Source organism: Alloalcanivorax sp. C16-1, from assembly GCF_046507805.1.
Classification (GTDB): Bacteria; Pseudomonadota; Gammaproteobacteria; order Pseudomonadales; family Alcanivoracaceae; genus Alloalcanivorax.
Genome location: NZ_JBKFTK010000002.1, coordinates 268,519 through 284,243, shown reverse-complemented (window position 1 = coordinate 284,243; position 15,725 = coordinate 268,519). Strand labels below are relative to the sequence as shown.

Sequence of the window (15,725 nt, the reverse complement as noted above, 5' to 3'; positions counted from 1 at the left end):
AGCATTCTTGTAGAAGCGCCTAGCCGGCAAGGCGCGCACGCAGGCGGCTGATCGCCTGGCTGTGCAGCTGGCAGACCCGGGATTCGGTAACGCCGAGCACGGCGCCGATTTCCTTGAGGTTGAGTTCCTCCTGGTAATACAGCGCCAGCAGCAGCTTTTCCCGCTGCGGCAGGGTGTCGATGGCGGCGGTAAGCTGCTCGCGGCGCTCCCCTTCCATCAACGCCGCGAACGGATTGAGCGGCGCGCCGCTGCCGGCCTCCGGCTCGCCCTTTTCCTCCACCATCTCTTCGTAGGGCAGCAGATAGCCGTTGTTGGTGTCGGTGAGCAGTTGCTGGTATTCGGCCAGGTCCATGCCCATCTCGGCGGCGATTTCCCGCTCCTCGGCGGGGCGCCCCAGGCGCTGTTCCAGGCGGTGCACACACTGATCCAGAGCGCGGGCGTTGCGGCGCACGCTGCGCGGCAGCCAGTCGCGGGTGCGCAGCTCGTCGATCATGGCGCCGCGGATGCGCTGGCTGGCGAAGGTGGCGAAGCTGGCGCCGGCGTTGGCGTCGAAGCGGCGCAGGGCGTCCAGCAGGCCGACGGTACCGGCCTGGATCAGGTCGTCCAGGTCGATGCCGGACGGCAGCTTCACCTGCAACGCCAGCGCCTGGCGGCGTACCGCCGGCAAGTGCTGTTCCAGCAAGGCGTTCTGGTCGATTTTTCCCTGAGCCGTGTACATGGAATCGCCGGCCTCCTCATGATTCCGGGAGTGTTTCCGATAACCGTCATTATTCGGCCCGAGCGGGCCAGCGGATGCGGTGAATAAGCGAGGTTGCGGTGGGCTATTCGCCGCTTTGCCCCGCCACCGGACCGGTCACCGTCAGCCGCAACCGTTCCACCCGCACCGGGGCGGCGCCGTCGACCAGGCGAAAGCGGAACCGCAACGGCGCGTCGGCGCGCCAGCGTGGCGGCGCCGGGGCCCGACCCCGGGCGCCGGGCAGCCGCACGCAGTGGTCCGCCTGGCACAACCAGGCCCGGGGCGGCGGGCCGCCGGTTACCCGGTACGCCCAGCTGAAACGTGCCGGGGCGAACCCAGCGGCTGGCGGCGTCAGGGCGACGCTGTGGTAGTCGCGGTCCGGGCCGGCCACCCGCACCGCCGCCGGTGAGGCGGTCCAACTGACGGTGGCGGCGCCGGCGGCGGCGGCCAGCCCCAACAGCAGCGGCGGCAGCAGCCACCGGCCCCGCCCTGCCCGTCCGGCGCTCACGGCGCCGGCGCCAGGTCCCGGCCCAGCGCGCGCAGACTGTGGCGGGCCCGCAGCAACGCCAGCAGACCGTCCAGCAGGGTTTCCGGCTTGCGGCGCCGGCGGCCACCGAGCAGCGCCAGCAGCTGGCCACGGGCGTCCAGGGCCCAGTCGCCATCGTCCAGATCCAGGCGCAGGGCCAGGGCCGCCAGCAGGCCGGCGGCCTCCGGCAGCGCCACGCCCTCCTCTTCCAGGGCCTGCCGGGCACGACGTTCCAGGGCCGGCAGCGCCTCGGCGCTGAGCGAGGCCAGCAGCAGGGCCAGGGTGCGCTCCCGGTCCTGGTCGTCCGGGGCCAGCCAGTAGCGGCGGCCGATCACGGCGCCGCTGTCCAGATCGTGGACGGTGCCGAACCAGGCGCACAGGCGGGCGCTGAGTGGCGCCTCGCCGCCCCCGGCCAGGGGCGCGGCCACGTCCAGGCGACGCAGCCGCACCTGCACGGCGCGGCCGCGATGGCGCAGCAGGCGGCTGTCCCAGGGGCGCGCCTCGGCCTGGCAGTCGGCCAGGGTGAGGCGGTCGCTGCGACGCCATACCCGGGCGCTGCCGCGCACGGCGGCCAGCCAGTGGCGCTCGCCCAGGCGATGCCAGAGGGCGGCGTCGGGCAGCGCCGGCAGCAGCCGGCCCCCGTCGCCTTCCGCCCGGGTCGGGCCCAGCGGCAGACCGGCGGCGTCCAGCGCCAGCCGCAGGCCGGCATCGGCGGCGCCGTGCACCATTACCTCCGGGGCCAGGGTGGTCAGGCCGTCGGCGGCGCCGTCATCGAGCAGCCCGCGAAACGCGGGCACGCCCTCGCGCAGCAGGCGGGTGGCCGCGTCCAGGGCACGGCTCTGGTCCAGCAGCCGGTCCGCCCAGCGGCGGTCGCCGACCCGGGCCGGGGCCCCGGCCACGGCGGTGGAGGCCAGCGCGTCTTCCACCAGCGCCCGGGCAGGGGCCGGGTGCAGATCCTCCGGATTCTGGCCGCTGCTCAGGTAATGCAGGCACAGATCCCGGCGCACGGCCACGTCGAGCAGCGGCCCCAGGGGGCCGCCGTCGTCGCGGCGGGCGATCACGGCGTCGCGCAACGGCGCGCCGGCGGCCCGGGCCAGCCCCTGGTAGACCGCCACGGTTTCTTCCAGGGCGTCGCGGCCGGCGCCGGCGGGCAGCAGCAACAGCGGCCGGGCGTTACCCCCCAGGCGGCGCAGCACGGTGCCCAGATCCGGATCACGCAGGCCGCGTCCACGGGTGTCGACGATGGCCAGGCCGCCGCCGGCGAACACCGAGCCCCGGTCCAGATCCAGCGGTTGCCAGCTCAGGCCCAGGGCCTCGGCGGCCCGTTGCCGGGCCGGCGCCGGCTCGTCCTCGTACCACAGGCGCGTGCGGCCGCCATAGTGGCGCGCCAGCTTCAACGCCAGGCTGGTCTTGCCGATGCCCGCCGGGCCCAGCAGCACCAGTACGCCGCCCCGTTCCAGCCCGTCGCCCGCCGGCAGCCGGCGGGCCAGCTGACGATGCAGCCAGGCGTCGCCGTCGGCGGCGCCGGCGTCCCCGGGCCAGCCGGCCAGCAGGTCATCGCACAGCGCGTTGCTGAAACCGGCCCCGGCCAGGCGCCGGGCCAGGCGCGCCGGCGTCGAATCCGGGCCGGTTTCGGCCCGCTCCAGGCGGGCGCGCAGATCGCGCACTTCACGCAGCAACTGTTCGGTGGCGTCCGTCGGCGGCTGAAGGCGCGCCGCCGGCCGCGATGGCGCCGGTTCGGCCGCCGGGGCCTCCTCCAGCACCGCCAGGATTTCCACGCCGTCGGCGGTGCGGCGGTTGGCCAGAATCAGGGCGTCGTCGCCCAGGGCGGCGCGCACCCGGCCCATGGCTTCGCGCTGGTTGCTGCCGGTGAAACGCTGCATCTAGCCTCCGATCAACTGGGTGACGCGCAGATGGCGGTCGTCGGGGATTTCCGCCTGGGACAGCACCGCCAGATGCTTGAGGCGGCGGCGCAGGAAGCTCGCCAGCAAGGGGCGCAGCCCGTGGGGCACCACCAGCACCGGCGGGTCGCCGGCGTTCTCCTGGCGCTCCAGGGCGTCGGCGGCCTGGTTCATCAGAGTGTCGGCCAGGCCCGGTTCCAGGGCGCCGCCACCGTTGAGGGCCTGACCCAGCACCTGCTCCAGGCGGTCGTCCAGGCCGATCACGCGCAGCTCGTCGCGGCCCGGGAACCACTGGGAAGTGATGGCGCGGCCCAGGGCCAGGCGCACCCGGGCGGTAAGGTCGTGGGCGTTGTCGCCGTCGCCGGCGGCGTGCTCCGCCAGGGTGTCGAGGATGGTGCGCAGGTCGCGGATCGACACGTCCTCGTCCAGCAAGCTCTGCAGAATGCGCTGCAGGGTGGTGAGCGACACCCGCTTGGGCACCACGTCCTCCACCAGGCTCTTGCCGTCCTCGCCCAGTTTGTCGAGCAGCCGCTGCACCTCCTGGCGGCCCAGCATTTCGCCGGAATGGGCGTGCAGCAAATGGTTGAGATGGGTGGCCACCACGGTGCTGGCGTCCACCACCGTATAGCCGTACACCTGGGCCTGCTCGCGCTGGCCCTCGTCGATCCACACCGCCGGCAGGCCGAACGCCGGGTCGCGGGTGGGCGTGCCGGTGACTTCGCCGCTCACCTGCCCCGGGTTGATGGCCAGCCACTGGCCGGCGAACGCCTGGCCCCGGCCCACCTCCGCGCCCTTCAGGGTAATCACGTAATCGTTGGCGCCCAGCTCCAGGTTGTCGCGGATGTGCACCACCGGCGGCAGGAAGCCCACGTCCTGGGCGAACTTCTTGCGCACGCTCTTGATGCGGCCGAGCAGCTCGCCCTGCTGGCGGTAATCCACCAGCGGAATGATCCGGTGCCCCACTTCCAGGCCCAGGGTGTCGATCAGCTGCACGTCATCCCAGCTGGCCTCCGGCGCCTCCGGCTGGGCCGGGGCGGCCTGGGCCTGGATCTGCTCCTCGGCGAGCTGGCGGTCGTGGCGGCGGCTCAGCCACCAGCCGGCGCCGGCCAGCAGGCCGGTGAACAGCAGGAACACGAAGTTGGGCATGCCCGGCACCATGCCCAGCAGGCCGAGCACGCCGGCGGACAGGAACAGCACCTTGGGGTTGACCAGCAGCTGGTCGATCATCTGCTGGCCCACGTCCTGCTCGGTGTTGACCCGGGACACGGTGACGCCGGCGGCGGTGGAGATCACCAGGGCCGGGATCTGCGCCACCAGGCCGTCGCCGATGGTCAGCAGCGTGTAGGTGCGGCCGGCGTCGGCGAAGGACAGATCGTGCTGCATCATGCCGATGATCAGGCCGCCGATGATGTTCACCGCCATGATCACCAGACCGGCCACCGCGTCGCCGCGCACGAACTTGCTGGCGCCGTCCATGGAGCCGTAGAAATCCGCCTCCTGGGCCACCTCGGCGCGGCGGGTTTTGGCCTCTTCCTCGCCGATCAGGCCGGCGTTGAGGTCGGCGTCGATGGCCATCTGCTTGCCCGGCATGGCGTCCAGCATGAAGCGCGCGCCCACCTCGGCGATGCGCCCCGCGCCCTTGGTGATCACCATGAAGTTGATCACCACCAGAATCAGGAACACCACCAGCCCGACGGCGAAATTGCCGCCCACCAGGAACTGGCCGAACGCCTCGATCACCTTGCCGGCGGCGGCGCCGCCCTCGTGGCCTTCCATCAGCACCACCCGGGTGGAGGCCACGTTCAGCGCCAGCCGCAGCAGGGTGGTGAACAGCAGCACGGCGGGAAAGGCGGCGAAATCCAGGGCGCGCAGGGTGAACATGCTGACCAGCAGCACCATCAGCGACAGGGCGATGTTGAAGGTAAAGAACAGATCCAGGGCGAACGGCGGCAGCGGCAGGATCAGCATCGCCATGATCACCAGGATCAGCAGCGGGCCGGCCAGCACCTTGCCGTCCACGCCGGCCAGCCCGCGCGCCGGGCCCAGATACTGGGCGAGCGCCTTCACGGGGCCACCTCCAGTTCCGCCGGCACGGTCAGGTCCGCCGGCGAGGCCGGGGTCTCACCGCCCTCCTCCCGGGCGCGCTTGAGGCGGAACGCCCACACCAGCACTTCCGCCACGGCGGTGTACAGCGCCCCGGGGATCTCCCGGTCCAGGTCCACGTGACGATACAGGGAGCGCGCCAGCGGCGGCGCTTCCAGCAGCGGCACCGCGTGTTCGGCGCCCAGCTCACGGATGCGCGCCGCCACCGCGTCGGCGCCCTTGGCCACCACGCGCGGGGCGTTCATGCGTTGCTCCTCGTACTTCAGCGCCACCGCGTAATGGGTGGGGTTGGTGACGATCACATCCGCGTCCGGCACCTGGCTCATCATGCGGTTGCGGGCCATGGCCTGCTGCTGGCCGCGAATCTTGGCCTTCAAATGGGGGTCGCCCTCGCTTTCCTTGTGCTCGCGCTTGACCTCTTCCTTGCTCATGCGCAGCTTCTTGGCGGTGCTCCACAGCTGGTAGGGCACGTCGATCAGGATCACCGCGATCAGCGACAGCACCATCAGCCCGCAGGCCAGGGCCGCCATGCGCAGCGCATCGGCCAGGGCCTGCTGCAGGGGCTGGTCCATCAACGACATGAATTCGCCCCGGTGGGCGATCATGAAGCTCACCGCCACCAGCCCCACCAGGGTGGCCTTGGCGATCGCCTTGGCCAGCTCCGCCAGGGCCTGGGAGGAAAACTGCCGCTTCAGACCCTTGATGGGATTGAGCTTGCTGGCCTGGGGCTTGAGGGATTTGGCGGAAATCAGAAAACCGCCCAGCAGATTGGGGGCGATCAGGGCGGTGACCGCCAGCAGCAGGAACAGGGGCAGCAGCCCGAACAGGGCGCGGGCGCCCAGATCGCCGGCGTGCACCAGCATCACGGTGCTGTCGAACGCCTGCTGGCGGTCGAACAGAAACGCCTGCTCCATTACCGTGCCGACCCGGTCGAACAGGGCCGGACCCAGCCCCCACAGGCCACCCACCCCGGCGAACAGCAGCAGCACCGTGGTGAGTTCCCGGGAACGGGCCACCTGCCCGTCTTCACGGGCTTTCTCCCGCTTTCGGGGCGTGGCCTCTTCGGTCTTTTCCTGATCTTCGGTCTCGTCGGCCATGACGACGGCTTCCGCGCGCAGTTTCTCTCGCGAAGCATTGTCGGTCAGGCCGGCGCGGACCAAACCGCCGATAAGCGACCGCTATGGGCGGCTATTCCAGGCTAGAAGCCCAGTTCGTCCAGCAGGTCGTCCACCTGGTCCTGGCTGCTGACGATGTCCTCGCCGTCCGGCTTGATCTGCGGGCCGTTCATCAGGCCGGCCTGCTCGCGGCGGCGGGCGTCCTCGGCGGTGCGGTTGTCCATGCGCTCGCGCATGGCCTCGCGCTCCTCGCCCTCGGGCACGCTCTCCAGCAGCACCTGCAGCAGCTGCCGCTCCACTTCCTGGATCACTTCCATCATCTTCTTGATCACCTGGCCGGTCAGGTCCTGGAAGTCCTGGGCCATCATGATCTCCAGCAGTTCCTTGCTGGTGTCCCGGGCCATGGCCGGTACCGCGCCCAGGTACTGGCGGGTCTCGGTGACCAGTTCGCGGGCGTCGTCCAATTCCAGCGGCTGCTGGAACCAGGCGTTCCATTTCTCATCGAGGGCCTGGGCGCCGCGTTCCATTTCGTCCTGCAGCGGCTGGGCACGGTCCACGGCGTTGAGCGCCCGCTCCGCTGCCTGCTCGGTCATCGATGCCACGTAATTAAGTCGCGCCCGGGCATCGGGGATCGCCTCGGCGGCTTTTTCCACTTCCTTGTCGAGCCCCAGTTCACGCATGCTTTCCCGCAACATTCGGGTCAGCTGGCCGATGCGCTGCACCAGATCGTCGTTGTGCCCCGGTTCGCCGGTAACGGACCGCGCTTCACCACTCATAATCGCTTCTCCTCGATCGCAGGCACGGGGCGGTTATTTGCCCAGCTTCTCGAAAATCTTGTTGAGCTTTTCCTCCAGCGTCACCGCGGTGAACGGTTTGACGATGTAGCCATTGGCGCCGGCCTGGGCGGCCGCCACGATGTTGTCCTTCTTCGCTTCGGCGGTCACCATCAGCACCGGCAGGGACTTCATCGATTCGTCGGCGCGGATCTGTTTGAGCATCTCCAGACCGTCCAGGTTGGGCATGTTCCAGTCCGAGACCACGAAGTCGAAACCGCCGCCTTTCAGTTTGGTCAGGGCTTCCTGGCCGTCCTCGGCCTCGTCCACGTTGGTGAAGCCGAGCTCCTTGAGCAGGCTGCGAACGATGCGGCGCATGGTGGGAAAGTCGTCCACCACCAGAATACTCATGCCCTTATCCATGTTTTCCTCTCACTGCGTCGGAGCGCCGGGCGGCGGCCCGGCGCGATTGGGGTTGGATCAGAATTCTTCCCAGTCATCCTCGGTGGTGACCGGCTCGCGGCGCGGCTCCCGGGTGGCGGGCCGGCCGGTCGCGCGGGGGGCGCGCGGCGCGGGGGTTTCCTCTTTCGCCTCCGGCTCCTCGTCCAGGTCCTCCACCAGCGGCACCTCGTCCGGGGTCATCACCGGCGCCACCTTGTCGTGGTCCTCGGAGAGTCGGAAGATCGCCACCGCCTGTTCCAGACGTTTCGCCTGCTCTTCCAGGGAGGCCGCCGCGGCGCTGGCCTCTTCCACCAGGGACGCGTTCTGCTGGGTGACCTCGTCCATCTGGCTGACCGCCTGGCTGACCTGCTCGATGCCACCGCTCTGTTCCTGGGAGGCGGCGGAGATCTCGTCCATGATGTCGGTGACCCGTTTCACCGCGGCCACCACTTCCTTCATGGTCTCGCCGGCCTGCTCCACCAGATCGGAGCCTTCCTGAACTTCCCCGGCGGACCGCTCGATCAGTTGCTTGATTTCGCGGGCGGCGTCGGCGCTGCTGCCGGCTAGGTTGCGCACTTCACCGGCCACCACCGCGAAGCCGCGGCCCTGCTCGCCGGCCCGGGCCGCTTCCACCGAGGCGTTGAGCGCCAGGATGTTGGTCTGGAAGGCGATGGAGTCGATCATGCCGGTGATGTCGGCCACCTTGCGGGAGCTTTCCTTGATGCCCTGCATCTTGGTGTTGACCTGCTGCATCACGTCGCCGCCCCGGGACGCGGTGCCGGAGGCGTCGTTGGCCAGGCTGCTGGCCTGGCGGGCGTTGTCCGCGTTCTGCTTCACGGTGGCGGTGAGCTCTTCCATGCTGGTGGCGGTCTCCTCCAGGGAGGCGGCCTGCTGTTCGGTGCGCGAGGACAGGTCGGCGTTGCCGCGGGCGATCTCGGAACTGCCCACCAGAATCGAGTTGCTGCTGGCGCGCACGTCGTCGACGATCTTGCCGAGGCTGTCCTGCACATCACGCATGGCTCGGAACAGTTGGCCCACTTCGTTGCGACCGTAGACTTCGATGCGCTCGGACAGGTCCGCCCGGGCAATGCGCTGAAGGGTGCGTACCGCCTTGTCCAGCGGCTGCACCACGATCTTGCGCAGCCCCACGTAGATCAGCAGCATCACCAGCGCCGCCAGGGCCAGCGCCGCCAGCGCGACCATCGCCAGCATTTTCGACTGTTCCCGGTAGGTGGCCATGATCTCCACCCCGCGCTCGTCGGCGTAGCGGGTGAAGTCGGTGAGGCGCTTGTTCAGGTTGGTGCCCGGGCCCAGCAACTGCTGGCGCAGGGCACGGTAATCGCTGAGGCTGCCGCTTTCCAGACTGGTTTTCTGCTGGCGGCTGAGCTCCACCACCCGCGAGTAGGCGGTGGTCAGTTCACCGGCCAGCTCGGCGCCGGTCTCGTTCAGTTGCTCGGACGCGGAGAACTGATCGAAACGGGCCTGGGAGCGGTCCAGCAGGTCGCCCACGTTCTGCACCTGGTCGGCGGCGATCATGCGCATGCCCATGTCCAGGTAGTCGGCGGCCAGATCCATCTCGATACGCGCCTGGTTGAGCAGCGTGGTGGCGCGGCTGATCTGGTTGAGCTGTTCCACGTTGACGGTGTTCAGGGTGCGGATGGAGTCGTCCACCATGCGGTTGGTGACAAAGCGGATCGCCACCAGCACGGCGATCATCAGGGCGCAGAGAATAAGGGCGCCGGCCACCGCCGTATTGAGCTTCAGATTACGAGGGATTTTGAACATTCCAGCGTTCCTCTATTCAGGGAGTCCGTTATCTTCTTGTTACACCCGCTGGGCGCGCCCGGAGGCGGCGACCAGCGCCATCATGCGTTCCGCCATGCGATCCAGTGGCAGAACCTCGGTGGCCGCGTCGCGGGCAATGGCTTCCCGCGGCATGCCGAACACCAGTGACGTTTCCTGATCCTGGGCCAGGGTGTGGGCGCCGGCGCGGCGCATCGCCAGCAAGCCGTCGGCGCCGTCCTTGCCCATGCCGGTGAGCAGCACGCCGATGGCGTTGGCGCCGGCCTGCTGCGCCGCCGAGTGGAACAGCACGTCCACCGACGGGCGGTGGCGATTCACCGGCGCGCCGTCATCCAGCCGCACCACATAGTTGGCGCCGCTGCGCACCAGCTTCAGATGCTGCTCGCCGGGGGCGATGTAAACGTGGCCGGGCAGCACCCGCTCGCCGTCCTCGGCTTCCTTCACCGATACCTGGCAAAGCCGGTCCAGGCGCTGGGCGAACGAGCGGGTGAAGCCACCGGGCATATGCTGGGCGATCAGAATCGCCGGCGAGTTGGGCGGCAACGGTTCCAACACCTGACGGATCGCTTCCGGCCCGCCGGTGGAGGCGCCCAGGATCACCAGCTTCTCGCTGGACACCATCACCGGGCGCAGCGCCGCCTTCCGCTCACCGCCCCGGGGCGCCAGCCGGCGCGGCCGCGACTGGGCGGCGGCGCGTACTTTCTCGGCGATGCGCTCGCCGTATTCCAGCATGCCGGTGCGGATGCCCAAGGCCGGCTTCTGCAAAAAATCCACCGCGCCCAGTTCCAGAGCGCGCAGGGTCACCTCGGAGCCGGCCTGGGTCAGCGACGACACCATCAGCACTGGCATCGGGCGCAGCCGCATCAGCCGCTCGAGAAAATCCAGGCCATCCATGCGCGGCATTTCCACGTCCAGGGTCAGCACGTCCGGGGCATGGCGCTTGATCAGATCGCGGGCCACCAGCGGGTCCGGCGCCACCGCCACCACTTCCATATCGTCCTGGCTGTTGATGATCTCGCTCATCAGGTCGCGGATCAGTGCCGAGTCATCGACGCACAGCACTCTTATCTTGGTCCCGCCCAAGGTCGGTCTCCCCCTGTCACGACGCCGGCGTCGCGCGCCCGGTGTCTTCCTTGTTCCAGACTATCGGCGACGGCGTCGTGATCTTTAATGGTTGGGCACGTAAACCGTCTGGCCACGCAGCCGGAAACGGTCACTGATATAGGAAAAGCTCTCGGAATGGCCGGCGAACAGCAGGCCGTCCCGTTTCAGCAGCGGCGCGAAACGCTCCAGGATGCGAGCCTGGGTGGTGCGGTCGAAATAAATCATCACGTTGCGACAGAAAATCGCGTCGAACGGCGGCGACACCCGCCAGCCCGGGGCCACCAGGTTGAGGGGCTCGAAGCGCACCCGCGCGGCCACCTCCGGGCGCACCCGGGCATACCCGGCCCGGCGCCCGCTGCCGCGCTGGAAAAAGCGCTTGCGGCGGTGCTCGTCGAGCTTGTTGATCTGCTCCAGGGAATAGACGCCCAGGCGGGCGCGGTCCAGCGCATCGGTGTCGATGTCGGTGGCCAGCACCTCGATGTCGGCGCGGTCGCCCAGCACTTCCAGCAGGGTCATGGCGATGGAATAGGGCTCCTCGCCGGTGGAGGCGCCGGCGCTCCAGATGCGTACCGGACCGCCACGGCCGAGCAGATGATCCGCCAGCAGCCGGAAGTGGTGCGCCTCACGGAAAAACGCCGTCAGGTTGGTGGTCAGCGTATTGGTGAACGCTTCGTTCTCGGCCCCGTCCGGGTCGCGCTCCAGCCGCGCCAGGTAATCCTGGAAACGGTGCAGGCCGTGCTTGCGCACGCGCCGGCCCACCCGGCTGTAGACCATGTCTCGCTTGTGGTCGGCCAGCACGATGCCGGCGCGCTGGTAAATCAGCGCGCGGATACGCTCGAAATCCGCGTCGCGAAATTCCAGATCGCGTTCCGGCGCGCCGGTTTCCGCCGGGCGGCGTTCCCCTGCTTTCAGCACCGCTTTGGGGTCGCTCAAGAGTCAGCCTCTTCGTTCATGATTCGACCGATTCCGGTCGCGGGGCGCGGCGGGACCTGGACGGCTGCCCGGAGGAGCGCGCCACGGCCAGTTCCTCGCCGCCCTGCAAGCGGAATACGCCCATGGAATGGGTCAGCAGGGTCACCTGGTTTTCCAGGGAGGCGGCGGCGCGGGCGGACGCCTGCACCCGATCCGCGTTCTGCCGGGTCACCGCGTCCATCTGCGCCACCGCCTGATTGATCTGCACGATGCCGGTGTTTTGCTCCTCGGAGGCGGCGCGGATATCGCCCATGATGTCGTTGACCCGGGTCACCGAGGTCACCACCGTGCCGATGGCCTGCTCGGCGCGCCGCACCAGCTGGGCGCCGCTTTCAATCTCGCGGCCGGAGCCGTCGATCAGGGCGCGGATCTCGCGCGCGGCGTCGGCGGAACGGCCGGCCAGATTGCGCACCTCCTGGGCCACCACCGCGAACCCCCTGCCGTGTTCACCGGCGCGGGCCGCTTCCACCGAGGCGTTGAGCGCGAGAATATTGGTCTGGAAGGCAATCGAGTCGATGGTGCCGATGATCACCGTCATCTTTTCGGCGCTGCCGGTGATGCGCCCCATGGTGTCCACCACCTGCCCCATCACTTCGCCGCTTTCCGCCACCACCCGGGAAGCGTCCGAGGCCAGCGAGCTGGCCTGGCGGGCGTTGTCCGCGTTCTGGCTGACGGTGGCGGTCATCTGCTCCATGCTGGCGGCGGTCTGCTGCAGCGAGCTGGCCTGCTGCTCGGAACGGGACGACAGGTCCTCGTTGCCTTCGGCGATGTCACGGGCCGCCGGTGCCACCACGGTCATGCCGTGGTGCACGTGGCCGACGATGCTGCCCAGGCTGCGGCGCATCAGCTTGAGCCCCATCACCAGCATGCCCAGTTCACCGCCCCGGCGTGCCGGCGGCCGCGCCGCCAGATTGCCGGCGGCGATTTGCAGGGTGAATTTGCCCGCCGCCAGCACCGGGGCCAGCACCGAGCGGGTGGTGTGCCACAGGGCCAGACCGAACAGCGGTACGCCCAGCACCGCCAGCGCGATCAGCGCCGGCCGCAGCACCGCCGCCCGCGCCGCGCCCGCCTCGCTGAGCGCGAACAGACCCAGGCCGGTGGCGCCCAGCAGCAGCACCGCGGCGAACGCGAACAAAAAGCCCATGCGGCTGCTCACCGAGCCCGGGTTCCAGCGGCGCAGGGCGGCCAGCGCGCCACGCCGGCGCACCTCGCCTTTGTGCAGATACAGATGCCGCCCCTGCCCTTCGCGGATCAGTGCGTAGTCCCGTTCCGCCGCGTCGATGGACCCTTGGTCCGCTTTCAAGCGCACCGATACGAAGCCGACAATCTCGCCGTCTTCCACCACCGGGGTCACGTGGGCGCGCACCCAGTAATGATCGCCGTTCTTGCGCCGGTTCTTGACCAACCCGATCCAAATGTCGCCGTTCTTGATGCACGACCACATGTTCTCGAAGGCCGCCTCCGGCATGTCCGGATGACGCACGATATTGTGCGGCGAGCCCACCAGCTCCTCGTTGCTGAAGCCGCTGACCTGGACGAAGGCGGGATTGGCGTAGGTGATACGCCCGCGCAGGTTGGTGCGCGAAATCAGGAAGTCCTCGCCATTGAGCGTGTACTCCCGCTGCGTCACCGGCTGATTGTCACGCATGCCGAATCTCCTTTTACTCGCCGGCTTCTTCCACCAGCGCCATTTCCTCGCTGGTCAGCAGCTTCTCGATGTCCACCAGCACCAGCATGCGGTCGTCCAGGTTGCCCAGGCCGTGGATGTAATCCAGCGGCAGGGACAGGCCGAACTCCGGCGCCGGTTTGCGCTGCTCGGCGGTAAGCGTCATCACGTCGGAGACCCGGTCGACGACGATGCCCACCACCCGCTCGGCGATGTTGACCACGATCACCACGGTCTGCTCGTCGTAGTTGGCCTCGGCCAGCCGGAACTTGATGCGCAGATCCACGATCGGCACGATCACGCCGCGCAGGTTGGCCACGCCCTTGATGAAATCCGGCGCATTGGCGATGCGGGTGACGTTGTCGTAGCCACGGATCTCCTGCACCTTGAGGATATCGATGGCGTACTCTTCATCGCCCAGGGAAAACACCAGGAATTCCTGGCTGCCGGCTTCCGCGGCGACGGTGTGATGCAAAGCGGTGGCGTTGCTCATGACGGTTCTACCTCCTCTGCGAGCGGGGACCGGGTCCCGAAAATACGGTTGTCTTTTTTGCTCTGGGCGAGCCGGTGCAGGTCGGTGACGTCAAGAATCAACGCCACGCTGCCATCGCCGAGAATGGTGGCCGCGGACACGCCGGGCACCTTGCGGTAATTGGTTTCCAGGTTCTTCACCACCACCTGCTGCTGGCCCACCAGATCGTCCACCAGCACCGCGTAGCGGCGGCCCTCGCCCTGCACGATCACGGCGATGGCGCGGGTCGGGTCGGTGATGGCGCCGGCCACGTCCATGGCGTGATGCACCGCCACCACCGGCAGGTAGTCCTCGCGCACCTTCAGCAAGGTGTCGCCACCGGCCAGGGAATAGAGATCGTCGGTCCCCGGTTGCAGCGATTCGATCACCGCGCTGACCGGCAGAATGAACATCTCGCGGCCGACGCGGATCGACATGCCATCGAGGATCGCCAGGGTCAGCGGCAGCACGATGCGGGTGGTGGTGCCCTGGCCCGGCTGGGACAGGATTTCCACATGGCCGCCCATGGCCTGGATGTTGCGCTTGACCACGTCCATGCCCACGCCCCGGCCGGACACGTCGCTGACCTCCTCGGCGGTGGAGAAGCCCGGCGCGAAGATCAGCTGCCAGACCTCGTCGTCGCCCATGGCGTCCGACACCGCCAGGCCATTGCTGCGCGCCTTGGCGAGAATCCGTTCGCGGTTGAGACCGCCGCCGTCGTCGGCCACTTCGATCAGAATGTTGCCGCCCTGATGCTGGGCGGACAGGGTCAGCCGCCCGGTGCGCGGCTTGCCGGCGGCCTCGCGCCGGTCCGGTGTCTCGATGCCATGGTCCAGACTGTTGCGCACCAGGTGGGTAAGCGGGTCGATAATGCGTTCGGTGAGGCCCTTATCCAGTTCCGTGGATTTGCCTTCGGTGACCAGCTCCACGTCCTTGCCAAGCTTGCTGGCCAGATCACGCACCAGGCGCGGGAAGCGGCTGAACACATAATCCATCGGCACCATGCGCACCGACATCACCGCCTCCTGAAGATCCCGGGCGGTGCGCTGCAGCAGGTTGAGCCCGGTGACCAGGGCGCCGTCCTTGACGGTATCGGAATCCTCGGCCACCTGATTGAGCATGGACTGAGTGATGATCAGCTCGCCCACCAGGTTGATGATCTGATCGACCTTGGCCACCGGCACGCGGATCGAGGTGGACTCGCCGGTGGCCTGGGGTTTGGCGGCTTTCTTCTCAGTGGCCGGGGGCTTGGCGGCGGCGGCGGGCGCGGCCGCGCCCGCCGGGTCCGTGACGCTGTTCCGTTCCACGGCGGCCGTTTCTTCCACGGCGCCGGCGTCGGGCTGCTCGCTACCGCCGTGGTCCGGCGCGCCCAGGGCCTGGATCGACAATTGTTCGGGCTCGACGATGAAGCACATCACCGCCTCGATGTCGTCGGCGCTCAGCGAACTGTTCAGTGTCACCCGGTACTCGGCCTCGTCACCGTCCTGATCCTCGATGTCGCCGAGCTGGCCCAGCTCCTCGATCAGCAGGTTGCGGTCCTTCTCGGCGACGCCCAGCAGCGCCATTCGGAAGCGGCCGCCGGCGGCCGGCGCCGGCACCTCGGTCGGCGGCGCGGGCGGCGGCGCGGCGGACGCGGTGGCGCCCGGCGCGGCGGCGCCCGACACGTCCACGCCGGCGTTCTCACCGATCTCTTCCAGGGCCAGCCGCCGCAGGGTCTCGCAGATCCGCTCCAGGGCCTCCGGGTCGGGTTCGCCGCCCTGTCGATAGGCGTCCAGTTGGTCGTTCAGCATGTCTTTGGCTTCCAGAAAGGTGTCGACGATGTCACGGCGCAGCTGCAGTTCGCCGCGGCGCGCGTGGTCGAGCAGGTTTTCCAGCAGGTGGGTGGTGCGTTGCAGCGCTTCGAACCCGAAGGTGCCGGCGCCGCCCTTGATCGAGTGAGCCGCGCGGAAAATCGCGTTGAGCCGCTCCTGGTCCGGCTGATCCACGTCCAGGTCGAGGAGATGGGTTTCCATCTCCGCCAGCAACTCGTCGGCTTCCTCGAAAAAGGTGTCGTAGAAATCGGTGATATCCATGG

The 15,725-nt window shown here is 68.9% G+C and carries 13 protein-coding genes; all 13 read right to left on the bottom strand.

The genetic code is table 11. The features are described from left to right. Positions 1-19: 19 nt before the first annotated feature. Positions 20-718, bottom strand: coding sequence for an RNA polymerase sigma factor FliA (locus ACLD0W_RS08540; RefSeq protein ID WP_410307062.1), 699 nt, complete (start codon positions 716-718; stop codon positions 20-22). Between the two features lie 103 nt (positions 719-821). Continuing rightward, on the bottom strand, positions 822-1,244 hold the full coding sequence (locus tag ACLD0W_RS08535) for a flagellar protein FlhE (RefSeq protein ID WP_410307061.1): 423 nt from the start codon (positions 1,242-1,244) through the stop codon (positions 822-824). Continuing rightward, positions 1,241-3,145 carry a hypothetical protein gene (locus ACLD0W_RS08530; protein WP_410307060.1) on the bottom strand — a complete coding sequence of 635 codons (1,905 nt, stop codon included), beginning with the start codon at positions 3,143-3,145 and terminating at the stop codon, positions 1,241-1,243. Before ACLD0W_RS08530 ends, ACLD0W_RS08535 begins: the two co-directional genes overlap by 4 nt. Beyond that, on the bottom strand, positions 3,146-5,230 hold the full coding sequence (gene flhA, locus ACLD0W_RS08525; protein WP_410307059.1) for a flagellar biosynthesis protein FlhA: 2,085 nt from the start codon (positions 5,228-5,230) through the stop codon (positions 3,146-3,148). It lies immediately after the preceding gene. Next, on the bottom strand, positions 5,227-6,363 hold the full coding sequence (gene flhB, locus ACLD0W_RS08520; RefSeq protein WP_410307058.1) for a flagellar biosynthesis protein FlhB: 1,137 nt from the start codon (positions 6,361-6,363) through the stop codon (positions 5,227-5,229). The genes flhA and flhB overlap by 4 nt, the downstream gene beginning before the upstream one ends. 101 nt (positions 6,364-6,464) lie before the next feature. After that, positions 6,465-7,157, bottom strand: a complete 693-nt coding sequence (cheZ, locus tag ACLD0W_RS08515; RefSeq protein WP_228234729.1) for a protein phosphatase CheZ — start codon at positions 7,155-7,157, stop codon at positions 6,465-6,467. A gap of 33 nt (positions 7,158-7,190) precedes the next feature. Next, a complete protein-coding gene (gene cheY / locus ACLD0W_RS08510) occupies positions 7,191-7,577 on the bottom strand; it encodes a chemotaxis response regulator CheY (RefSeq protein ID WP_262731156.1) in 387 nt (128 codons plus the stop codon). 57 nt (positions 7,578-7,634) lie between these two features. Further along, complete coding sequence (locus ACLD0W_RS08505; RefSeq protein ID WP_410307057.1) at positions 7,635-9,380, bottom strand: methyl-accepting chemotaxis protein; 1,746 nt, start codon at positions 9,378-9,380, stop codon at positions 7,635-7,637. Between the two features lie 39 nt (positions 9,381-9,419). Next, positions 9,420-10,481 (bottom strand): chemotaxis response regulator protein-glutamate methylesterase, encoded by a 1,062-nt coding sequence (locus ACLD0W_RS08500; RefSeq protein WP_410307056.1) that lies wholly within the window; start codon positions 10,479-10,481, stop codon positions 9,420-9,422. An 84-nt stretch (positions 10,482-10,565) separates the two neighbouring features. Continuing rightward, positions 10,566-11,417 (bottom strand): CheR family methyltransferase, encoded by an 852-nt coding sequence (locus tag ACLD0W_RS08495; RefSeq protein WP_410307481.1) that lies wholly within the window; start codon positions 11,415-11,417, stop codon positions 10,566-10,568. Between the two features lie 34 nt (positions 11,418-11,451). Next, entirely contained in the window at positions 11,452-13,122 is a 1,671-nt protein-coding gene (locus ACLD0W_RS08490; RefSeq protein WP_410307055.1) for a methyl-accepting chemotaxis protein, read from the bottom strand. A 13-nt stretch (positions 13,123-13,135) separates the two neighbouring features. After that, a complete protein-coding gene (locus tag ACLD0W_RS08485; RefSeq protein ID WP_410307054.1) occupies positions 13,136-13,633 on the bottom strand; it encodes a chemotaxis protein CheW in 498 nt (165 codons plus the stop codon). Then, entirely contained in the window at positions 13,630-15,723 is a 2,094-nt protein-coding gene (cheA, locus tag ACLD0W_RS08480; RefSeq protein WP_410307053.1) for a chemotaxis protein CheA, read from the bottom strand. Before cheA ends, ACLD0W_RS08485 begins: the two co-directional genes overlap by 4 nt. Between the last annotated feature and the right edge of the window lie 2 nt (positions 15,724-15,725).